Genomic DNA, 20,384 nt, shown 5'->3' with positions numbered 1-20,384 from the left:
TACCGTGAGGTTCCTATGGGTCGCATGGAAAAAACATTCGAACGCAGTTTTTGAGCACAAGTTGTCACCAATTGGTGATTGAGCCGTCACGACGACGCAGTGTCGGGGGGTGCCAGAACTGGAAGTTGCGCGACGCTGCTTCTTCTTCGTTGACCTCGATCCCAAGCCCAGGAGCCGCGTCTACGTCGTAGACAACGCCGTTGAGCTGCGGCTGGCGCAGGAACAGCTTGTCGTCTGGGTCCGTTCCGTAGGGCCCATCCTTTGCGGTCTGAACTTCCAGCCAGGAGAAGTTGGGCACCGCAGCTGCGAAGTGAATGCTGGCAGCGGTACAGATGGGGCCGAGCGGGTTGTGCGGCATCATGTCGATATAGTGGGCCTCACAATGCCCCGCGACCTTCATCGCTTCCGTCAGCCCGCCGACATTGCAGATATCGATGCGCGCGAACTGTGTAATGTCGCGCTCGATATAGGGGAGGAACTGCCATTTGCTGGTAAACTCCTCACCAATCGCGAAGGGCATATCGGTCAGGCGGCGCAGTGCTTCATAGGCTTCCGGTGTTTCGTCGCGGATCGGTTCTTCAAGAAAATCGAGCGTACCGCTTGGCATCTTCTGGCAGAAGGAAGCCGCTTCCGCCACGCTGAGGCGGTGGTGCCAGTCGATCCCCAGGACGATGTCATCGCCAAGAGCCTCCCGTACCTCACGACAAAGCCGTGCGGTCGGCGCGATATGCTCGCGGGGTTCGAAGACGGTCTGGCTGGAATAGTCGGGGAAGAGGCGGATACAGTTCCAGCCGGCGGCCTTTAAAGCCTCTGCGCGCTCGGCTGCGTCATGAAAACCCGCCGAACCGGTGCTGGCAAAGGTTGGCACCCGCTCGCGATGGCGACCGCCCAGCAGCGAATGAACCGGAACGCCAAGCGCCTTGCCCTTAATGTCGTGCAGTGCAAGGTCCAGCGCAGAAAGGGCTGCCTGCAACACACGACCGCCCTCGAAATACTGGCTGCGATAGATGTGCTGCCAAATCGCGGAGATTTGCATGGCATCCTGCCCGCGGATCGTGTGCTCGAAATGCTCTAAAGCACCCGCCACAGCCTTCTCACGGCCAGAAAGACCGCTTTCGCCCCAGCCATGAAGGCCGGTCTCACACTCAACCTTGACGATGAGCTGGTTGCGACCGCCGCTCCAAACGATGAAGGGGCGGATCGACTTGATCGGGTGAATGTCCCCTACGGTGACACCTGCTTCCAGCAAATTCTGCTTGTTCATGAAATTTCTCAACGAATGCGTTCTTCGGTTTTCTGGTCGAAGGCGTAGAGCCTTTTTGGATCGAGCACGATCTTCACCCGATCACCGCTTTTCAGTCGCTCGGCTCCGCGCATTTCCGCAACGATCTGCGTACCGTCGGCACCACGGATATAGGCGTAGGAAACACCGCCAAGGGCCTCGACCATGTCGATAGGGTAGCCATCCTGCTCCGGCTTCAACTGGAGATGCTCCGGCCTGAAACCGAGAGTAACAGCGCGCCCTGTCAGCGCAGCGCTCACGGGCAGTGCCACCTCCTGGCCAAGCGCGGGCAGGCGAACACGCGCACCGCCAATGCCATCCGCCTTCATGAAATTCATGGCCGGACTGCCGATGAATCCGGCTACAAAGCGATTTGCCGGGTCTTGGTAAAGCTCCATTGGCCCGCCGACCTGCTCGACACGGCCGGAACGCAGCACGACGATCTTGTCGGCAAGCGTCATGGCTTCCACCTGATCATGGGTGACATAGATCATGGTCGCGCCGATATCGCGGTGCAGGCGTGCAAGCTCGATGCGCATTTCCACGCGCAGCTCTGCGTCCAGATTGGAAAGCGGCTCATCGAAAAGAAATACATCCGGCCCGCGTACGATGGCCCGGCCGATAGCCACGCGCTGACGCTGGCCGCCAGACAGCGCTTTCGGTTTGCGGTCCATGAAAGCATCAAGCTTGAGGACGCGGGCAGCCTCGTCAACCTTGCGCTTCACCTCATCTTTGGGCGCACCGCCCATCTTCAGGCCGAAGCCCATATTGTCGCGCACGGTCATATGCGGGTAGAGCGCGTAGGACTGGAAAACCATGGCTACGCCACGCTTGGCGGGGTCGACATGGGTGACGTCGCGCGGGCCAATACTGATGCGTCCGGAGCTGGTCTCCTCAAGCCCCGCGATCATGCGCAGAAGCGTGGACTTGCCGCAGCCCGACGGCCCTACAAAGACGCAGAATTCTCCGCTTTCAACCTGCAGATCAACGCCGTGGATGACCTCAAGCCCGCTGAAATTCTTGCGTACGTCCTGAAGCTTTACGTCAGCCATGCTGCCACCTGATATTCGCAGTTCGTGTTCATGTTTCAGATGTCTCCCAGCCGCGATGACATGCCCTGGTCGGCAATGAGATCGGCACCGGTAAAGGCGCTCGCGGCATCGCTGAGCAGGAATGCCGCGGCTTGACCTATCTCATCCACGGTGTTGACCCGTTGATTGGCGTGCCACGCCCTGAACCGGGCTGCCAGGGCGGGGTCACGTGCCGCATCGGCAACCGCCTCCGTCATGGTCAGGCCAGGGCATAGCGCATTCACGCGGATACCTTGTCTGCCATAGCTCCAGGCCATGGCGCGGCTCATCGCGACGATGGCCCCCTTTGTGCCGGCATAGGCCTCATATCCCGTGCCCGAAGCGCGGGCGTGGTTGGAGGCAATATTCACCACCGAGCCGCCGCCATTGCCGCTCATCAGCGGGGCGAGCGCCTGAACACTCAGGAGAACGGAGCGCTGGTTCACACGCCACAGCAGTTCCATTTCCTCCAGGGACATCTCTTCCAACGGTTTTTCGATGGTGATGCCGGCATTGTTCACGAGGCCGTGGATGGGTCCACGGTTCTCCCAAAGCCTTTGCAGAAGCGAGGGGAATGCCTCGGCATCCCCGACATCGCCATGAACCCCCCTCGCACCTTCAGCCTCGATGCGGACGAGGCGATTTTCATCTCGCTCGATGCCAATGACATTCGCACCTGCCATGATGCACTGGCGTACAATGCCAAGCCCGATGCCAGCGCCTGCGCCGGTTACAACCACCGTCTTGTCTTTCAGAAGTACATTCATTTGACGGCTCCGGCTGTCACTCCGGCCACGATGCGGCGCTGGAAAATGATGAAGAGGACGAGAAGCGGCAGCGATCCAAGAACCGCGGCCGGGAAGAGCATCTCCGGCTTCACGTTCAGATTGCCCACAAAGCGGTAGACGCTGATCATGACGGTGAATTTTTCCGGATCGGTCAGAAGCAGAAGCGGATAGGTGAAGTCGTTCCACACCATCAGCATGACAAAGAGCGAGAGCGTCGCGGTGGCCGGTCCGAGCAGCGGGCGGATGACGTGCCAGAACACCGCCCAGTCTCCGCAATTGTCGAGCCGTGCCGCCTCTTCAAGCTCCTTGGGGATCGCGCTGATGAAGCTCGTGTAGAAAAACACGGCCAGCGGCAGGTTGAGCGCGGAAAAGGCGATGATGATGCCGACATAAGTGTCAAGCAGACCCAGATTGCGGAAGATCACATAGATCGGCGTGATGGTTACGAAATTGGGTGTCGCAAGGCCAAGTGCTGCGAGCAGGATGATGATGCGGGTGAACGTGTTCGTGCGGCGCGCCAGCGGATAGGCTGCCATTGAGCCGACAAGGGAAACAATCACTGTGACCGACAGGGTGATACCGAGTGAGTTCAACACGCTTTGCAGATAGTTCATCTGCGAAAGCGCATTGGCGTAGTTGCCGAGATACAATGTTTCCGGCAGCGCAAGCGGTGCCTGGGTAATCTCCTCGCTGGTGCGGAATGACATGGCGACCATGTAGACAACCGGCGCCAGCATGGCGAAGGTCGCAGCGACTACGACGCCTTGAGCGAGGAAGCGCAGGGCCTTGCGCGGCATCTGTGTCATTGATTGTCCTCCCTGCCACGCAACCAAGTATTCTGAAGGACCGCCACTGCGATGACGATGATCAGCATGATGATCGACAGGGCGCTGGCAAAGCCGAACTTGTAGTTGCCGAAAAGCTGGTTGATGATTTCAAGGCTGAGCGTCTGCGTAGCCCGGTCGGGTCCGCCGCGGGTCATGATGAAAGGCAGCTCGAAGGTCTTCAGCGTGCCGATCGTGGACAGGATTATGTTGACGGTGAAGCTGGGGGCGAGCAGAGGGAGTTCCAGATGGCGAAAACGCTGCCAGGAGCTTGCGCCATCCAGCCGGCCCGCCTCCTCGATGTCGCGCGGAATGTTCGCGTAGCCCACCAGGAAGATTGCCGTCGTATAGCCGGCGAACATCCAGACATGGGCCACCGCCAGCGCATAAAGAGCGGTGGAGGGGTCTCCGATCCAGCCACGCTGCCACTCTTCCAACCCGATCATGCCAAGCAGCGCATTGAGCCCACCCGAATAAGGCGAATAGATAAACTGCCAGACATAGCCGACGATGACGCAGGACATCATCGCGGGCGTGAAGAGCACTGCGCGACACAGATTTCTAACCGCAGGCATGCGGTGCAGGAGGGTTGCGAAGACAAGGCCGATCATGGTCTGGGCGATCACCACGACCAGCGTGAACTTGATCGTGATCCAGACGCTGTAGAGATAGCGTGTGCGTGAGAAGAAGCGGTCGTAGTTCTTCCAGCCCACCCATTCGGCCAGGCCCACGCCGGAGAAATCGGTGAAGCTCAGGCGCGCGGAAAGCAGGATCGGATAGACGAAGAAGCAGCCGATCACGAATATCGCCGGCAGGGTGAACAGATAGATGCGCTTCGAGCTGCCCATAGTACTCTCGCTGGATTGTTCGCGCCGGCCCGCGCGGAGGGTAGGCAGGCCGGCGCCAGGGTCTAGTCTCGGGAGCGACTAGAGGCTGTCTTCCACCGTCTCGTCCCAGCGCGACAGAACGTCATCGCTGTCCTGCTCGATGTTGAGCAGGAAGGAGGTCAGGCTGTCCCACAGCTCCATCTCGAGTGGCTTGGGCCAAGCCAATGTGGCGAAGGGGAACATGATGACATTCTCGGGACGCGCCGCATCATAAGGTGCTGCCCGTTCCGGCGTGCCGGCCGTACCGCCTGCAAACGGGCTATAGGCAGCTTCGGCGGTCAGCATCACTTTGAGGTTTTCGTCCCTGGTGAAGAAGTCGACAAATTTCTGTGCCGCTTCCTTTTGCTCGCTGTTGGCGCTGATCGACCAGCCGATGCCGAACAGATCAAGTGCCACACCGCCCTCGTCTTGGGAGGGTATTGGAGCGAAGACGAAGTCCAGACCCTCGACCTTGGCAAAATCTGCTATGTTCCACGCACCTTGCGGCATCATCGCGAAATTGCCGGCCTTGAACTCGGTCAGAGCCGTCGACCACGGATCAAGACCGGCCTGAGCCTTCGGGTCGAAGCACTTGGCTTCCACAAGTTCGCGAACAGTGTCGAGCGTTGAGCCGAAGGCCTCATTGCCTTCAAAAGTGACATCGCCAGAGCCAAACGCGGCCGCCGCAGCGTCAGCCCGCTGCAGGCCGTTAGCCACCACGAAAAGTGGCGCAGAGAAGCCACCGGTGAAGACCATCGGCTTGATGCCTTCAGCATCAAGCGCGGTACAAGCGGCTTTCAGCTCCTCGATTGTGGTCGGAGCCTTGTCGATACCAACCTTTTTCAAGAGGCCCATATTGACGAAATTGCCCATGCCAATGATCTCGAGCGGCATGATATTGACCGCGTCGCCGGTGGTGATGGCCTTCTGCACGATCGGATCAACGCGACCATACCATTTGGCGTCCGTTCCATAGTCGTGAAGAAGCCCTGCGCGACCCCAGACGGCCACGAGCGGCATGTCCGTCATCATCACGTCTGGCGCGTTGTTGCCCTGCAAACGCGGAGGAAGGACGACATCGGTATCGAGACGGCTGATATAGGAGAGTTCGACATCGATAGCGGGATTTTCGGCCTCGAATTTCTCGATCAGTTCCGGAAGTCCCGCGGGTTCGGTCTCATTTCCCTTCCAGGCGGTCACGTCCAGAACCACCGGCTCCGCCATTGCTACCACGGGCAGGGTAAGGGCCAATGCGGTTGCACCCAAAATCGTCTTGCGCATGCTCATCCACTCCTCCATCGATCAGCATCTTATATAGAACTGAGCAAAGAAAATATATTATATCATCATTTGTCAAACGATAATTGACTGCTTAATATATGTTTTGTGGGTGTGGTGTGCGGCAAATGCCGCCGATTTTGCTTCGGGTGGTGATGGTGGAAGGCAAACAGATAGACGAAAAATCCTGCTATTCCCGCATTTTGGCCGATATTGGCCGAGGCGTGTTCCCGAGTGGCACTCGGCTGAAGGTGCAGGATCTGGCAAATCGCTACGGCACCTCAATAATTCCGGTGCGGGAGGCGCTGCGCATGCTGCAGGGCGAGGGAATTGTCACCATAACGCCGAACAAGGGTGCTGCCGTTGCCGAGCTGAATTCCAGCGTGCTGCTGGAAATCTTCGAGCTTTTGCAGTTGATGGAGCCGTATTTCGTCGAGACATTCGCCAAGACCTGCACCGCCAAGGACATAGCCGAATTGGAGGCTCTCCAGGAGGAGCTTGAACGCCTTCCCGTTGAAGACAAGGGACCGTTCGGCGAATGCGACAAGCGTTTTCACGAATATATTGCGCGCAAGCATTACAACAGGCGGGCCTTTGCCATCTGGGAGCTTCAGCGGCGCATCCTGAATGCGCTTGCGCTGAATGTGCCCATCTCGCAATCACGCCACAGGGTCATCATCGCTGAGCATCGAGAACTGATCGCCGCCTTCCGCGATAACGACACGCAACGCGCCGTCGCCACGATCAAGAAACATGTGAGCGGGGCGGGCGAACAGCTTTACGCGCAGCTAAAGGTGCTGGAAGGCGGCTACTAGTTCCGGTTTGCTGAGGGATACCGTTACCGCGCGGCCTCTCGCTCGCCGGCCTCGGAGACGTCTCCCGTCGCCTTCTCTTCAATGGGGAAGATGACGTCGTAGAGCCAATTTAAGACGAAGGTGTAGACGAGATAGAAAAGCGCGAAGGCTATGTTCATCACCAGCGCTTCCCACAGCCCAACCCCAGCTTCCACGCAATAAGGGGCAGCAATAACAAGAGAAACCCTGACTCGAAATCACCGCATGTGCAACGCGGATGAGTACGGTTTTACGCACCGACCCGCGCAGCCAGAATCAGGTGATCGAAGCCGAGATTGTAGAGGTAGTTCCAAATCGTCGTGATGGTGGCGCCGACAATGGTTATGACACCAATGTCGCCCATCGGCTTTTCAAAAAGCCCAGGCGGCAAGCGGCTTTGTGATGGAAAGGCCGATGACCTCGAAACTTATTGCGTGGCGAATACGGTCTGCCGGACGGCGCATGATGATCTCCTGCTGCTGATCCGGGCCGTCCCGACTACTGGTCCCTTTTAGTGTAGCGTCTGGATATGCCGCTGCGAAGGCTGCCGGACCATTTAACGTACCGCCTGCAATTCACCCGCCGGCGCTGCCGCCAGTCCATGCTCTTCAAGTATGAATGAGGCACAGCGGTCACCGAGCATCATGGCTGGCGCGTTGGTGTTTCCTGCATTGATGTTTGGAACGGTCGACATGTCGCAGACGCGCAAGGAGCGAATGCCGCGCACGCGCATGCGCGCATCAAGAACCGCGTCTTCGTCGCCTTCCGCACCCATCCGGGCGGTGCCTGCCGGGTGGTAGTTCGTCTTTACGAAGGCCTTGCAATGCTCGCGCAGCGCTTCATCGGAAAGGTCGGTCGAGGCGGGCAGGGCAAATTTCTGGATCTTGTTTCCAAGCGGGCTCCTCTGCATGGCTTCAATGAAGAAGCGCACGCCATCGATCATCTCCCGCATGTCAGCCTCCTCCTTCAGGAGATTGGGAGAGACAGAGGGCATGTCGAGCGGATTGGAGGATGCAAGCCGCACCTCGCCGCGCGACCGCGGCTTTACCACCACCGTGGTCACGGTGAGCCCGTGGCCGTCTTCCACCAGATCGCGCCTGTCGCGGTCGACATAGACGATTGGCACGCAGAACGCCTGAACTGTCGGGACGCCTTCGGGATCGGCAGGATTGACGAATGCGCCAGCCTCCACGCCTGCCGAAGTGACCGGCCCCGAACCGAACAGCTTGAACTGGAGCCCGTTGCGGATCATCCGCCAGCCTTCGCCCTGGCGGTAGTAGCCGTAAGCGCCTTTCAGCCTTGCGGTGACCGGCACTTCCGGATGATCGATGAGATTCTGCCCGACACCGCGCAGTGGACTGCGAACGGTGATGCCGTGCGCCTTCAGATGGTCCTCTGGGCCAATTCCTGAAAGCATGAGCAGCTTTGGGGTGACAAGCGCGCCGGAGGCCAGGATCACCTCACTGCCGCAACGCACTTCCTGACGCATCCCTTTCGCATCGCGATAGGCTATACCGGCTGCGCGGTCGCCATCGAACAGCACCTCAAGCGCTTCGCAGCCAAGCCGGACCTCGAGATTAGGATTGTTGCGTTCCGGCTCGATGAAGGCATAGGCCGCCGAGGAGCGCCGGCCATTGCGGTTCATGAACTGGTAGAAGCCGACGCCGCGCTGGGCGGGGCCGTTGAAATCCGGATTGAAGGGTTCACCCGCATTCTGGACCGCCTGCACGAACCAGCGCGAGGTCTGATCGATATGGCCGGGATCGGACACCAACAGGGGGCCGTCGGTGCCGTGAAGTTCATTCGCCAGCCGGTTGTTGGCTTCCATGCCCCTGAAGTGCGGCAGAACATCCTTCCAGCCCCAGCCGGGATTGTCATTGCTGCTGCCCAGAAGCTGCTGCCACTCGTCATAGTCGGACGGGCGGCCGCGCATATAGACCTGCGCATTGACGGAGGAACCGCCGCCCAGCACATGACCTTGCGCGATCTCATGCGAGCGTCCGCCAAGATGCTCCTGCGGCACCGTCTTGTGGTAGCGCATGAACTTGCAGCCATTGATCATCTTGAAAATGCCCGGCGGCATGTCGAGAAGCGGATGGCGATGGGAGGGCCCAGCCTCCAGAAGAAGGGTGCGCGCACCGCTTCGCGCCAGCCGCGCAGCCGCCACGCAACCGGAGGCACCGCCTCCGACAACTATGAAATCGTAGCTCATCCGTTGCCGCCGCCTATTCCTCAAGCTCGAAGGTGACGCGGACATATTCCCATGCCGCCTTGAGATGGGTTTCGAGAGCCTCCTCTGCGGCATCTGCATCCCGTTCAACAATGGCGTCGAAGATGGCCTTGTGGCTCATGAAGTTCACGCGGTTGCGCTCGGGCGAGCGCGGCATGCGCTCCCAATGTGGCGCGAGCCAGGAGGTGTAGGCTTCATGGACTGCCGGGAATATCGGATTGCGCGGCACGCGGTAGAGCACGCCGTGAAAGGCAGTGTCGGTGCGATAGAATTCCTCGGAGTCGGAGATGCTGTTCTGGTTCGCCGCGAGCGCTTCGCGCAGGTCGTCGATGTCCTTACGCGTGGCGGCACGGGCCGCATCACGCACCAGCGCGCGCTCCACGAAAACGCGGCTTTCGTAGAGCGTCTTCACGCCACGCGTCTCTGCAAGCAGAAGCTTCACGATGCTGCCCACTGACGACAGCGCGGTATCAAAGCCGGGCTTGCGCACAACGGGGCGAAAGCGGGGCTTTGCGTCGATCAACCCGCGACTGGAAAGCGTGGTGATCGCCTCGCGTACGACGGTGCGGGAGGTCTTGAAGCGCTCCATCAATTCGCGTTCCGCCGGCAGGGGCGTGCCGTTTTCCAGCACACCGGAGAGGATGTCATCCTCGATCTGCGACACCACCCAGTCTGCCGCTCTGCCGCCCGAAGCAGGGCGCGCCGCCTCAATTTGATCCATCAGACACAGCCTTTTGGTCGAACCATCTGTCATATTATTCGATGTTTTGACGGGCGAAATCAACCGGTTTCTTGCCCCAAATACATGAATAAACGACAGATCCCGCAACTTTTAGCGATTTTCGCTTGACTCTGTAAAATCATCAAATCTATTTTGCGCTCAAGTTTGGTACGACAAAAGGAGCGGGCTTTGCGGTTTGATCTGGACAGTGGCAGTGTGATCCGTGGCGCCATGTTCATCGGCGGTCAGTGGACCTCCGGTTCCGCACAGGCTGTGATTACGGTCGAGAACCCCGCGACCGAGGAGGTGATTGCCACCATTCCCGAGGGCGGCGCAGAGGACGCACATGCCGCACTTGCTGCGGCAAAACGGGCGCAGCCGTCCTGGGCGGCATTGCCTGCGATCAAGCGCGGCGAGGCGGTACTGGCACTTGCAGACAAGGTCGAGGAGCACGCCGAGGCGCTTGCACGTATCCTAACGCTGGAGCAGGGCAAGCCGATCAGCCAGGCGCGCGGCGAAGTCGGCGCGGTTCTGATGTTCCTGCGCCACCATGCAGGTGCTGCGCGCCGCATCGAAGGCGACATCATTTCGTCGGACAATGTGGATGAGGAAATCCATATCCGCCGCCATCCCTACGGCGTGGTGGTTGGCCTGACGGCATGGAACTATCCCGCAGCCCTTGCCGCACGAAAGCTGGCGCCTGCCTTGGTGGCAGGCAACACATTCGTTCTGCTCTCCCACGAGATCACGCCAGTTTCCGGCCTTTTCCTTGCCCATCTGGCAAAAGAGGCGGGGCTGCCTGACGGGGTCTTCAATGTAGTCACCGGGCGCGGTCCGGTGGTCGGACAGGCGCTGGTGGAAAGCCGCGATACCGGCCTCGTGACCATGACCGGCAGCACGCGCGCCGGCAAGCAGATCTATGCAGCCGCTGCCGACACGTTGAAGGTGCTCCGCCTGGAACTTGGCGGCAAAGCCCCCTTCATCGTCATGGTTGATGCCGATATAGACCGCGCGGTCGATGCGGCAGTCACCGCGCGCTACACGAATTGCGGCCAGATCTGCACCTGCAACGAACGCATGTATCTGCATCGCGCCATTGCGGACGAGTTTCTGGAGAAATTCGTCGCCCGGTCCCGCGCGATCTCCATCGGCAATCCGATGGACGATCCGGATATGGGGCCGAAGGTCAGCGGTGTTGAAGTTGCCAAGATCGAGGAAATGGTCACCCGTGCACGTCGCGCGGGCGCTGAGCTTCTTCTGGAAGGCGGGCCGCTGCGCGAGGGCAATTTTGCCAAGGGACACTGGTATTCGCCAACGGTTCTGGAGGTAACGGAAAACACGTCTCCGCTAATCCAAGAAGAGGTGTTCGGTCCGGTCGCACCTGCATTGCGCGTCGACAGCTTCGAGGAAGCGGCACGACTTGCCAATGACACGGTTTATGGCCTGTCGGCTTACGTCTTCACCCGCGACCATCGCCGCCTGATGAAGAGCCCCTACGCGCTCAAATTCGGCGAGCTCTATCTCAACCGTTCAAATGGCGAGCAGGTTCAGGCCTTCCATTCCGGCTGGGGCCAGTCGGGTCTGGGCGGTGAGGACGGGAAATACGGTTTCGACGGCTATTTGCGCAAGCAGACAACCTATCTGAACTGGGGCTGATCCCGGTTCTCAATTGCGGCGGAGGAGCCGCATCTTGTGGAGGAGGAAATGACGATGAACCGACGGATTCTCATGTGCTCGGCAGCCATTGCCGGGATATTCCTGGGCCTTGGCGCTGCAAGTGCGGAGCCACCGCCGCTTGAACAGAAAGAGCGCTACAAGGTCGGCTTTGCGCAGATGGAGAGCAACAATCCCTGGCGCATTGCCGAAACCAAGTCGTTCCACGACACGGCCGAATCCTGCAACTGGGACCTCGTCGCCACGGATGCTGCCGGCTCTGCCGCCAAGCAGGTCGCTGACGTGGATTCCATGATCGCACAGGGCATCGACGTTCTCTTCCTGCCGCCGCGCGAGGAAAAGCCGCTCATTCCGGCAGTGATGAAGGCCAAGGCCGCCGGGATCCCCACCTTTCTCGTGGACCGCTCGGTCGATCCGGCCGTTGCCAAACCGGGCGATCATTTTGTTGCCTTCCTTGGCTCCGACTTCATCGACCAGGGCAAACGCGTGGCCGAATGGGTGATCGAGAACTTCGACGGCGACAAGGGCGTCATCGTTGAACTCGAAGGCACCACGGGTTCTTCTCCTGCAAATGATCGCAAGAAGGGCTTCGACGACCGCATCCTGCAGGATGAGCGCTTTGAAATCGTTGCATCGCAATCCGGTGACTTTGCGCGAGATCAGGGCCGACAGGTCATGGAAACGCTGCTTCAGGCCCATCCGGACGTGAACATTGTCTATGCCCACAATGACGAGATGGCCATCGGCGCAATTCAGGCGCTGGAGCTTGCTGGCCGCAAGCCGGGCGAAGATGTTCTGGTTGTTTCCATCGACGGCACGCGGGATGCCCTTCAGGCCATCATCGACGGCAAGATGGGCGTAACGGTCGAAAGTTCGCCCTTCTTCGGCCCGCTCGCCTGCGAAGTCATGAAGCGCTACGCCGCGGGTGAAGAGATCGAGCATTGGGTGCAGGTGGAAGACCGCATCTTCACCAAGGACAACGCCGTCGATCACATCGACGAAGCGTACTGATCCTCCGCTGGCCCGGGACAGTCCCTCCCGGCTTCCCGGGCCTTTTTTACTTCCAGTCGGGGAAAAGCGATGACACCGCTCGTCAGCATGCGCGGCATTTCGAAATCCTTCGCCGGTGTCGCGGCGCTCCAAGGTGCAGGGCTTGAGATCGAGCCGGGCGAGGTTCACGCGATCATCGGCCAGAATGGTGCCGGCAAGTCGACACTGGTGAAGATCCTGACCGGGGTCTATCGGCGCGATGCCGGGACAGTGATGTTTGATGGCAAGGACCTTACGGCCGGAAGTCCACGCGAGGCGCAGGACGCGGGGATCGCCACCATCTATCAGGAGCTCAATCTCGTCCCGCTGCGCTCCGTCACCGAAAATGTGGTGATGGGCTATGAGCCACGCCGCTTTGGCGGGCTGATCAACTGGCCGAAGGCCCATGCACGCACACGTGAAATCCTTCAGCGCTTCGGTGTCGATATCGACGTCCGGCAGCCGCTTGGCTCCTATTCTACCGCGATCCAGCAGCTGGTGGCCATCGCCCGTGCGGTGTCGCTTGATGCGCGCCTTGTCATCATGGACGAGCCGACATCATCGCTCGATGACCGCGAAGTTGCGACCCTTTTCGAGGTGGTGCGCGCATTGAAGCGTGAGGGCGTTGGCGTTCTCTACATTTCCCACTTTCTCGACGAGCTCTTTGCCATCTGTGACCGCGCCACCGTCATGCGTGACGGGCAGACGGTGGCAGTTCGAAATATCGCCGACAGCACCAAGCTCGGCCTGATCGCAGACATGCTCGGCCGCAATGCAGAAGAAATTGCATCAGCAGGCATGACCGGCCTTGGTGGCGAAAGCCGCGCGCCGGGCGAAGCGCTTCTTGTTGCCAATTCGATTGGCTCTGGCCGCGCGCTGCGGGACGTTTCGCTGGAAATCAGGCGGGGCGAGATCGTGGGGCTTGGCGGGCTTCTGGGCTCTGGGCGAACCGAAACCGCGCGCGCGATTTTCGGCCTCGACAAGCTCGACAAGGGCGAGATCCGGTTCGCCAGGTCCGCCAAGGCTCCCGCATCGGCGGCAGATGCGATCAAGGGCGGGATCGGCTTTCTCACCGAAGACCGCAAGGCTGAAGGGATCGTGCCCGACATGTCCGTGCGCGAAAACCTCACGCTGGCCTTGCTGCCCCGGCTTCGCAAAGGCGGTGGCATTGATCGCAAGCGTGAGCGAGAGATCGTCGCCCGCTACGTCAAGGCGCTCGGCATCAAGACCGCCTCGATGGAGCAGCCAATCAAGGAACTGTCGGGCGGCAACCAGCAAAAGGTCCTGCTCGCCCGTTGGTTGGCCAACGAGCCGGAGCTTCTGATCCTGGACGAACCGACGCGCGGCGTGGATGTCGGGGCCAAGCTCGAGATCCAGACCATCATCCGCGATTACGTGGCCGAAGGCGGAGCCGTGCTGCTCATCAGTTCCGAATTCGAGGAGCTGGTCGAAGGTGCCGACCGCATCACCGTGCTTCAGGACGGACGTTCGGTGGCAGAGCTCACCAATCCCGGCATTACCGAAGACGCCCTTGTCGCCGCGATGGCGCATCACGAGGAAAGGGGGCCCGCATGAGCGCCACGGAAGCAAGCCCTGCCGAAAAGGGCGTGATGCAGATTGAGAGCTTCATTGGTTTCGCCAAACGCAATGGCGGACTGATCGCGCTTATCGCCATCATCCTGTTCAACATCGCCTTCACACCGAATTTCCTGCATCCGCAGACCTTTTTCGTGAATATCAGCCAGGTTGCTACGATCGCGGTCGTGGCGGTTGGGATGACGCTCGTCATCGCCACTGGCGGCATCGACCTTTCTGTCGGCGCGGTCATGGCACTGGCCGGTGCATTGGCGCCGCTGATCTTCACCTCATCCTTTGCGGAAGCCTATCCGATGCTCGGTCTGGCCGCCGCCTTCGTGGTGCCGGTGCTGGTGGCGCTGCTTTGCGGGCTATTCAACGGGTCACTCGTCAGCTTTCTGAATGTGCAGCCGATCATTGCAACGTTGATACTGTTCATCTCCGGTCGCGGCATCGCACAGGTTCTGACCAACGGAAACCTGCAGACCTTCTCGCACAAGGGTTTCAGCTATCTGGGCACGGGCAAGATCCTCGGTCTGCCCTTCCAGGGTTGGCTGGTGATTGCCATTGCCTGCCTGATCTGGTGGCTCGTCCATCGCTCGCTTTTCGGGCGCTACCTGCTTGCCATTGGCGGAAATGAGACGGCTGCGCGCCTTGCCGGTGCTCCGGTCCGGCGGGTGAAAATCGGCGCCTATGTGCTTTGCGCCGGGCTTGCAGGCATTGCCGGTCTCATCGTTGTGGCCATCAATTCCGCTTCCGATGCCGCGCGCATCGGCAATCTCATGGAGCTTGATGCCATTGCTGCCGCTGTTGTGGGTGGCGCGCTCTTGCAGGGCGGGCGGGCGCCGATTTTCGGCGCAATCCTCGGCGCGATCATCATCCAACTCGTCAAATACACGCTGCTTGCCAATGGCGTGGCCGACGAGGTGGCACTCGTCGCCAAGGCCGGCATCATCATTGCCGCCGTATATCTGCAGCAGGGACGGAAGGAATAGATCATGCTCGACCAATCCGCTTTCGACCTGCGCCGCTATCTCACCGGCAATGCCCAGACCACGGGCGTCTTTGTCGCGCTGATCGCGCTCATACTGTTCGGCCTGCTGCGCTACGAGAATTTCGGCAGCGCCTACAACATCGCGTCCTTCCTCAATTACAATGCGATGTTCATCCTCATTTCCATCGGCATGTGTTTCGTCATCATGACGGGCGGCATTGATCTGTCGGTGGGCTCGGTCGCGGCATTCACCTCGGTGGTGGCTGCCTATCTGTCGCCCTATGGCATTGAAGTCGCACTTCCCGGCGGCATTCTGGCCGGTGCCGCGATCGGCCTTTTGAACGGCTTCTTCGTGGTGGCCATGAGGATCCCGCCTTTCATTGCAACGCTTGCAACCATGCTGGGTGCCAAGGGCGGGGCGCTGATTATCTCCGGCGCACAAACGGTCTCCATCGACTGGACGTCCAACTTTACAAAGCTGGGTATGGAGAAGGCCTTTGGCATCTTCCCCTGGGCCATCGTGATCGTGGCATTGGTGGCCGTCATTTTGTGGGTGGTGCTCGAACACACTTCGCTTGGCCGCACGGTGCTTGCCATTGGCGGTTCGGAGGACGCATCGAAACTGATGGGGCTCAATGTCAACCGCGCCAAGTTCTTCGTCTATGTCCTGAGCGGCGGCTGTGCCGGCCTGGCCGGTGTGTTTCTTGCCTCCGGTTTCGGAGCGGGGCAGCCATTGGAAGGGATCGGCTGGGAGCTTTCGGCCATCGCATCGGTAGTGGTTGGCGGCACGCTTCTGACCGGCGGCCTTGGCTCCGTCCCGGCCACCATAGCCGGAGCGCTGCTGCTTGGCCTTGTCTTCAACATCCTCAATTTCGAGAACGGACGCGGCACGATCAGCCTCAGCGCCTACTGGCAGATGGTCATTCGCGGCGCCTTCCTCTTCATCGTCATTCTGCTGCAGTCACGCATGAGCGGTCCTGTGGCATCTCCCAAGGAAAACTGAAATGGCCAAGATCAAGTCGCTTGAAGCGCAGCGTTTCGCTGTGCCTCTGGCTGAAGTCCTGACCGATGCCAAACACGGCGATCATACGCATTTCGAGTTGATTACCGTGACGCTGCGGTTCTCGGATGGAAGCGAAGGCACGGGCTATACCTATACCGGTGGCAAGGGTGGCCATTCGATTTTGGCCATGATCGAGCATGACCTGAAACCGATGCTTATCGGGCGGGATGGCGCTGATATTGATGCGCTATATGACGAGATGCAGTGGCATATCCACTATGTCGGCCGCGGCGGTATCGCGTCCTTCGCCATTTCGGCAGTCGATATCGCGCTTTGGGACGCGCGGGGAAAGCGCGAAGGACTGCCTTTGTGGAAGATGGCCGGTGGCGCTTCCGACCGCTGCCGCGCCTATTGCGGCGGCATCGATCTCAATTTCCCGCTGCCCAAGCTTCTCGGCAGCATCCGCTCCTACCTCGCACGCGGTGCGAAAGCGGTGAAGATCAAGGTCGGTCAGCCGGATTTGGCCGATGATGTTGCGCGTGTGAAGGCCGTGCGCGAATTGATCGGACCCGATGTCAAATTCATGGTGGACGCCAATTACTCCATGAGCGTCGATGAGGCGATTGCCGCAGCCAAGGCCTTCAAGCCCTATGACATCACCTGGTTCGAAGAGCCGATCATCCCCGATGACTACAAGTCATATGCTCGAATTGCGAGGGAGACGGATGTGCCGCTCGCCATGGGCGAGAACCTGCACACGATCCACGAATTCGAATATGCCTTCGCCGATGCCGGACTGTCGTTCATCCAACCCGATTCCTCCAATTGCGGCGGTGTAACAGGGTTCATGCGCGTTGCGGAACTCTCGCGCAAACATGGGATTCCCGTTTGCAGCCACGGCATGCAGGAGCTGCATGTCAGCCTTGTCTCAGCCCAGTCGAATGCGGGCTATATCGAAATCCATTCCTTCCCCATCGATGAATACACAACGCGCCCGCTTGTTCTGGAGGACGGCCTCGCCGTGGCTTCGGACGCGCCCGGCACTGGCGTGACCTTCGATTGGGCGAAGCTGAATGCTGCACACCGCATGGCGGCGTGAGGGCAATCTTTTGTACTCAAGTCAACTTTCACCGGAGGAGAACATGAAGAAACTCGCAATCCTGGCTGCAACAGCGGCAGCCACTATTTTCGCACTCGGGGCGCAGGCCGCGGAAACGCTCAAATTTGCACATGTTTATGAAGTCGGCACCCCCTACCACGAAGCCGCACTGAAGGCTGCGGAGGAACTGGAGAAGCGAACAGAGGGCCGCTACACGATGGAGGTCTTTCCCGCCTCTTCCCTCGGCAAGGAAGATGCGCTCAATGAAGGTCTGTCTCTCGGAACAGTGGATGTGATCTACACCGGAGCGGGCTTTGCATCGGCGGTCTACGGCCCGCTTGCAATCTCCGACTTTCCTTTCACGCTGCGCGGCTATGCGCATTGGAAAGCTTATGGCCAGAGCGATCTCTTTAAGGAACTGTCCGAAGGTTACCAGAATGCCTCTGGCAATTCGATCGTGGCGCTGACCTATTACGGCGCGCGTCATGTTACCGCCAATAAGGCCATCAAGACACCGGATGACATGAAAGGCCTGAAGATCCGCGTTCCCAACGCGCCGGCCTATATGCTCTTCCCGCAGGCGACGGGCGCAAACCCCACGCCAATGGCATTCTCGGAAGTCTACCTGGCACTGCAACAGGGCGTGGTGGACGCGCAGGAAAACCCGCTGCCAACGATCAAGTTCAAAAAGTTCTACGAGGTGCAGTCCGATATAAGCCTCACCGGCCATGTGGTGAATTCACTGGTGACTGTCATTTCCGGTATGCGGATGGCGAGCCTTGCTGAAGAGGATCTCGCCACCCTGACCGAGGTGCTGCAGGAGTCTGCGGCTTGGGCATCGCAGGAAATTCTGTCCCAGGAGGAAAGCCTCGCGGATTGGTTCCGCAGTGAAGGACTGAATGTCCACGAGGTTGATCGCAAGCCATTCCAGGAAATGGTCGAGCCTTTCCTGGTCAGCGAAGACATGCCTTGGGAACCGTCCATTTATGAGCGCCTGCAGGCCATTCCGGACGCAGAGTGACCAGCGGCTCGGGTCGTTTCTGCGACCCGACGCCCTTCAATTGAGGCGGCACTTCATGACCCTCGATACCGAACATCTGAAGAATGATTTCGCGCAAGCGGAAATGTCCGACGATATCAGGGACATCCGCAAGGCGGATATCCCTGCGCTTTTGATCTTCTGGGCACTTTTCGCGATCGTTCTTGCCCAGTTCTTCACGCGCTATGTGTTGAACAATTCTCTTGGCTGGACAGAGGAGGCGGCGCGCTACTTCCTCGTGGTGCTATGCTTCGTCGGCGCGATCACGGGTCTTAGAAAAGGCAGCCACATCGCGTTGACTTTTCTTCATCAGCGCATGTCTCCACCGAAGGTGAAGGCAGCCCTGACCGTGGTTCACGCAGGCTCCTCGCTGTTCCTCGGCTATGCCGCCTGGTTTACCGTCGAGCTTGCCCAGCGCACGAGCCATCAGAAGATGATCTCGCTCAACATCTCCAAGGCCTATCTCTACGGCATCGTGGCGGCCTCGCTTTTCATAATGACCATCATCAGCCTCCACCAGCTCTGGCGCACGCTTTCCCGCAATGCGCAAGTGGTGGCAGACGAGGCGCGCAACACCGAAACCTTCGAGATCTGATCCGATGTCGCTCCTTGTAATGTTTGTTCTGCTTGCCCTGCTGCTCGTGCTGGGCATGCCGGTTGCGCTGTCTCTCGCGAGCGCGTCAGCCATCTATATTCTTCTGGAAGGACTGCCGAATGTCGTGGTGGTCCACAACATGATCAATGGCGTGGACAGCTTTCCGCTTCTCGCCATCCCGTTCTTCATATTGGCCGGGCACCTGATGAACACGGCTGGCATCACCGAACGCATCTTCACTTTCGCCCGCGCGCTGGTCGGTTGGGCCCCGGGTGGTCTGGGCCATGTTAACGTCGGTGCGTCAGTCATCTTCGCAGGCATGTCGGGTGCTGCTGTTGCCGATGCCGGTGGCCTTGGCACCATCGAGATCAAGGCGATGCGTGATGCCGGCTATGACACGGATTTCGCAGTTGGCGTGACCGCCGCAAGTTCGACCATCGGTCCAATCATCCCACCCTCGCTTCCGCTCGTCATCTATGGCGTCATGGCCTCCGCCTCCATCGGCGAACTCTTTGCCGCGGGCCTTGTGCCGGGCTTTATGATGGCGGTGGCGCTGATGATCATGGTGGCGTGGTATGCCTGGCGGCGCGACTATCCGCGCGACCTGGTCTTCCGCCCGGCGTTGGTGCTAGCATCTTTCTTGCAAGCCTTTCTGCCGCTGCTTACGCCCGTCATCATCGTGGGCGGCATTGTTTCCGGCCTGTTCACGCCTACCGAGGCCGCCGTTGCTGCAGCGGCATATGCGCTTTGCCTCGGCCTCTTCGTTTACCGCACGCTGACCTGGCGGCACATCCTGCGTGTGTCGATCGACACGATTGAAACATCCGCCGCGATCCTATTGATTGTCGCGGCAGCCACGATTTTCGCGTGGATACTGACCGCAAACCAGGTAGCGAATGGCCTGGGCGAGTTCCTGCTGTCCATCTCGCAGAACCCGCAGGTCATACTGATATTCATTACGCTGATCGTGCTTGCGCTTGGTCTCTTCATGGAAACCATCGCGGCAATCACGATCCTGGTGCCGGTGCTGCTGCCCATTGCACAGCAGGTAGGCATAGACCCGGTGCATCTGGGGATTGTAGTGGTCCTGAACCTGATGCTCGGGCTTTTGACACCCCCTGTCGGCATGGTCCTCTACGTGCTGGCGCAGGTTTCCGGCGTGAGCTTCGAGCGCTGCCTCAAGGCGACGGCACCCTTCCTGGTGCCGCTCATAGTCGTGCTACTGCTGGTGACATTCGTGCCTGCATTTTCGCTTTATCTGCCCACTCAGTTCTATCGGTGAGTTGTTGGATGCGGCTCATGTCTGTCTCGCCCTTAGACTCCCGTACCGTAGCGTACGGTTAGGGGCTTGGATGACCTAGATGAAGAGCTGCGGATGGGGTCCGTGTAGGCAAGGGTGTTTCTGAACCCGTCTGTCCTTTCGATATTCACCGCTGTGTGCTGTCGCTTCGCGGCGCGGCCCGAGCGGTTTCGGAGATGGGTGT

21 protein-coding genes are annotated in these 20,384 nt (G+C 59.6%); 10 read left to right on the top strand and 11 right to left on the bottom strand.

Features of this window, described 5'->3' with window-relative positions; all coding sequences use genetic code 11:
- Positions 1–64 precede the first annotated feature (64 nt).
- The 6 genes from EL18_RS12190 to EL18_RS12165 all read right to left on the bottom strand — a co-directional run bounded on the left by EL18_RS12190 (position 65) and on the right by EL18_RS12165 (position 6,111).
- Positions 65–1,264: a mandelate racemase/muconate lactonizing enzyme family protein gene (locus tag EL18_RS12190; protein WP_051914102.1), complete on the bottom strand. Its 1,200-nt coding sequence runs from the start codon at positions 1,262–1,264 to the stop codon at positions 65–67.
- Between the two features lie 8 nt (positions 1,265–1,272).
- Entirely contained in the window at positions 1,273–2,334 is a 1,062-nt protein-coding gene (locus EL18_RS12185; protein WP_036483408.1) for an ABC transporter ATP-binding protein, read from the bottom strand.
- A 35-nt stretch (positions 2,335–2,369) separates the two neighbouring features.
- Positions 2,370–3,119 (bottom strand): SDR family NAD(P)-dependent oxidoreductase, encoded by a 750-nt coding sequence (locus tag EL18_RS12180; RefSeq protein WP_036483404.1) that lies wholly within the window; start codon positions 3,117–3,119, stop codon positions 2,370–2,372.
- Positions 3,116–3,946: a carbohydrate ABC transporter permease gene (locus EL18_RS12175; protein WP_036483401.1), complete on the bottom strand. Its 831-nt coding sequence runs from the start codon at positions 3,944–3,946 to the stop codon at positions 3,116–3,118. Before EL18_RS12175 ends, EL18_RS12180 begins: the two co-directional genes overlap by 4 nt.
- A complete protein-coding gene (locus tag EL18_RS12170; RefSeq protein WP_036483398.1) occupies positions 3,943–4,812 on the bottom strand; it encodes a carbohydrate ABC transporter permease in 870 nt (289 codons plus the stop codon). The genes EL18_RS12175 and EL18_RS12170 overlap by 4 nt, the downstream gene beginning before the upstream one ends.
- Before the next feature lie 78 nt (positions 4,813–4,890).
- Entirely contained in the window at positions 4,891–6,111 is a 1,221-nt protein-coding gene (locus EL18_RS12165; RefSeq protein ID WP_161781998.1) for an ABC transporter substrate-binding protein, read from the bottom strand.
- Between the two features lie 125 nt (positions 6,112–6,236).
- Here EL18_RS12165 and EL18_RS12160 point away from each other — a divergent pair, with 125 nt between their 5' ends.
- On the top strand, positions 6,237–6,923 hold the full coding sequence (locus tag EL18_RS12160) for a GntR family transcriptional regulator (RefSeq protein WP_161781997.1): 687 nt from the start codon (positions 6,237–6,239) through the stop codon (positions 6,921–6,923).
- Positions 6,924–6,946: 23 nt separating this feature from the next.
- On the opposite strand, the gene EL18_RS18310 is transcribed toward EL18_RS12160, so the two are convergent.
- The 5 genes from EL18_RS18310 to EL18_RS12145 all read right to left on the bottom strand — a co-directional run bounded on the left by EL18_RS18310 (position 6,947) and on the right by EL18_RS12145 (position 9,892).
- The gene (locus EL18_RS18310; RefSeq protein ID WP_280113667.1) at positions 6,947–7,135 is read right to left on the bottom strand and encodes a chlorhexidine efflux transporter; all 189 of its coding nucleotides are present in this window, start codon (positions 7,133–7,135) and stop codon (positions 6,947–6,949) included.
- Between the two features lie 56 nt (positions 7,136–7,191).
- Positions 7,192–7,305 carry a chlorhexidine efflux transporter gene (locus EL18_RS18305; RefSeq protein ID WP_280113661.1) on the bottom strand — a complete coding sequence of 38 codons (114 nt, stop codon included), beginning with the start codon at positions 7,303–7,305 and terminating at the stop codon, positions 7,192–7,194.
- A gap of 7 nt (positions 7,306–7,312) precedes the next feature.
- Entirely contained in the window at positions 7,313–7,405 is a 93-nt protein-coding gene (locus tag EL18_RS18300; RefSeq protein ID WP_280113660.1) for a chlorhexidine efflux transporter, read from the bottom strand.
- Between the two features lie 92 nt (positions 7,406–7,497).
- Positions 7,498–9,153, bottom strand: coding sequence for a GMC family oxidoreductase (locus EL18_RS12150; protein WP_036483391.1), 1,656 nt, complete (start codon positions 9,151–9,153; stop codon positions 7,498–7,500).
- Positions 9,154–9,166: 13 nt separating this feature from the next.
- Complete coding sequence (locus EL18_RS12145) at positions 9,167–9,892, bottom strand: FCD domain-containing protein (RefSeq protein ID WP_051914224.1); 726 nt, start codon at positions 9,890–9,892, stop codon at positions 9,167–9,169.
- Positions 9,893–10,081: 189 nt separating this feature from the next.
- Here EL18_RS12145 and EL18_RS12140 point away from each other — a divergent pair, with 189 nt between their 5' ends.
- From EL18_RS12140 to EL18_RS12100, 9 genes are all read left to right on the top strand, one after another.
- Positions 10,082–11,548 carry an aldehyde dehydrogenase family protein gene (locus tag EL18_RS12140; protein WP_244444561.1) on the top strand — a complete coding sequence of 489 codons (1,467 nt, stop codon included), beginning with the start codon at positions 10,082–10,084 and terminating at the stop codon, positions 11,546–11,548.
- 48 nt (positions 11,549–11,596) lie between these two features.
- Complete coding sequence (locus tag EL18_RS12135) at positions 11,597–12,577, top strand: ABC transporter substrate-binding protein (RefSeq protein WP_036483388.1); 981 nt, start codon at positions 11,597–11,599, stop codon at positions 12,575–12,577.
- A 69-nt stretch (positions 12,578–12,646) separates the two neighbouring features.
- Positions 12,647–14,170 carry a sugar ABC transporter ATP-binding protein gene (locus tag EL18_RS12130; RefSeq protein ID WP_036483386.1) on the top strand — a complete coding sequence of 508 codons (1,524 nt, stop codon included), beginning with the start codon at positions 12,647–12,649 and terminating at the stop codon, positions 14,168–14,170.
- Positions 14,167–15,165 (top strand): ABC transporter permease, encoded by a 999-nt coding sequence (locus tag EL18_RS12125; protein ID WP_081871171.1) that lies wholly within the window; start codon positions 14,167–14,169, stop codon positions 15,163–15,165. Before EL18_RS12130 ends, EL18_RS12125 begins: the two co-directional genes overlap by 4 nt.
- A 3-nt stretch (positions 15,166–15,168) precedes the next feature.
- Positions 15,169–16,167, top strand: a complete 999-nt coding sequence (locus tag EL18_RS12120; protein WP_036483384.1) for an ABC transporter permease — start codon at positions 15,169–15,171, stop codon at positions 16,165–16,167.
- Position 16,168: 1 nt separating this feature from the next.
- Positions 16,169–17,266: a mandelate racemase/muconate lactonizing enzyme family protein gene (locus EL18_RS12115; protein ID WP_036483381.1), complete on the top strand. Its 1,098-nt coding sequence runs from the start codon at positions 16,169–16,171 to the stop codon at positions 17,264–17,266.
- Positions 17,267–17,309: 43 nt separating this feature from the next.
- Positions 17,310–18,287 (top strand): sialic acid TRAP transporter substrate-binding protein SiaP, encoded by a 978-nt coding sequence (locus EL18_RS12110; RefSeq protein WP_036484706.1) that lies wholly within the window; start codon positions 17,310–17,312, stop codon positions 18,285–18,287.
- Positions 18,288–18,342: 55 nt separating this feature from the next.
- Positions 18,343–18,900, top strand: coding sequence for a TRAP transporter small permease (locus EL18_RS12105; RefSeq protein ID WP_051914098.1), 558 nt, complete (start codon positions 18,343–18,345; stop codon positions 18,898–18,900).
- Positions 18,901–18,904: 4 nt separating this feature from the next.
- Positions 18,905–20,182 carry a TRAP transporter large permease gene (locus tag EL18_RS12100; RefSeq protein WP_036483378.1) on the top strand — a complete coding sequence of 426 codons (1,278 nt, stop codon included), beginning with the start codon at positions 18,905–18,907 and terminating at the stop codon, positions 20,180–20,182.
- Positions 20,183–20,384 lie beyond the last annotated feature (202 nt).

It is taken from the genome of Nitratireductor basaltis (assembly GCF_000733725.1).
GTDB lineage: Bacteria > Pseudomonadota > Alphaproteobacteria > Rhizobiales > Rhizobiaceae > Chelativorans > Chelativorans basaltis.
Note: the sequence above shows the minus strand (reverse complement) of the source record. Positions and strands in the feature narration are given on the sequence as shown.

Bases quoted from the DNA above. Each gene is read 5' to 3' on its own strand.
- EL18_RS12145 (WP_051914224.1), bottom strand. From the start codon at position 9,892: ATGGATCAAATTGAGGCGGCGCGCCCTGCTTCGGGCGGCAGAGCGGCA.
- EL18_RS12175 (WP_036483401.1), bottom strand. From the start codon at position 3,946: ATGACACAGATGCCGCGCAAGGCCCTGCGCTTCCTCGCTCAAGGCGTC.
- EL18_RS12165 (WP_161781998.1), bottom strand. From the start codon at position 6,111: ATGCGCAAGACGATTTTGGGTGCAACCGCATTGGCCCTTACCCTGCCC.
- EL18_RS18300 (WP_280113660.1), bottom strand. From the start codon at position 7,405: ATGCGCCGTCCGGCAGACCGTATTCGCCACGCAATAAGTTTCGAGGTC.
- EL18_RS12115 (WP_036483381.1), top strand. From the start codon at position 16,169: ATGGCCAAGATCAAGTCGCTTGAAGCGCAGCGTTTCGCTGTGCCTCTG.
- EL18_RS12135 (WP_036483388.1), top strand. From the start codon at position 11,597: ATGACGATGAACCGACGGATTCTCATGTGCTCGGCAGCCATTGCCGGG.
- EL18_RS12185 (WP_036483408.1), bottom strand. From the start codon at position 2,334: ATGGCTGACGTAAAGCTTCAGGACGTACGCAAGAATTTCAGCGGGCTT.
- EL18_RS12105 (WP_051914098.1), top strand. From the start codon at position 18,343: ATGACCCTCGATACCGAACATCTGAAGAATGATTTCGCGCAAGCGGAA.
- EL18_RS12130 (WP_036483386.1), top strand. From the start codon at position 12,647: ATGACACCGCTCGTCAGCATGCGCGGCATTTCGAAATCCTTCGCCGGT.
- EL18_RS12150 (WP_036483391.1), bottom strand. From the start codon at position 9,153: ATGAGCTACGATTTCATAGTTGTCGGAGGCGGTGCCTCCGGTTGCGTG.
- EL18_RS12120 (WP_036483384.1), top strand. From the start codon at position 15,169: ATGCTCGACCAATCCGCTTTCGACCTGCGCCGCTATCTCACCGGCAAT.
- EL18_RS12160 (WP_161781997.1), top strand. From the start codon at position 6,237: ATGCCGCCGATTTTGCTTCGGGTGGTGATGGTGGAAGGCAAACAGATA.
- EL18_RS12110 (WP_036484706.1), top strand. From the start codon at position 17,310: ATGAAGAAACTCGCAATCCTGGCTGCAACAGCGGCAGCCACTATTTTC.
- EL18_RS18305 (WP_280113661.1), bottom strand. From the start codon at position 7,305: ATGGGCGACATTGGTGTCATAACCATTGTCGGCGCCACCATCACGACG.
- EL18_RS12125 (WP_081871171.1), top strand. From the start codon at position 14,167: ATGAGCGCCACGGAAGCAAGCCCTGCCGAAAAGGGCGTGATGCAGATT.
- EL18_RS12190 (WP_051914102.1), bottom strand. From the start codon at position 1,264: ATGAACAAGCAGAATTTGCTGGAAGCAGGTGTCACCGTAGGGGACATT.
- EL18_RS12170 (WP_036483398.1), bottom strand. From the start codon at position 4,812: ATGGGCAGCTCGAAGCGCATCTATCTGTTCACCCTGCCGGCGATATTC.
- EL18_RS12100 (WP_036483378.1), top strand. From the start codon at position 18,905: ATGTCGCTCCTTGTAATGTTTGTTCTGCTTGCCCTGCTGCTCGTGCTG.
- EL18_RS12180 (WP_036483404.1), bottom strand. From the start codon at position 3,119: ATGAATGTACTTCTGAAAGACAAGACGGTGGTTGTAACCGGCGCAGGC.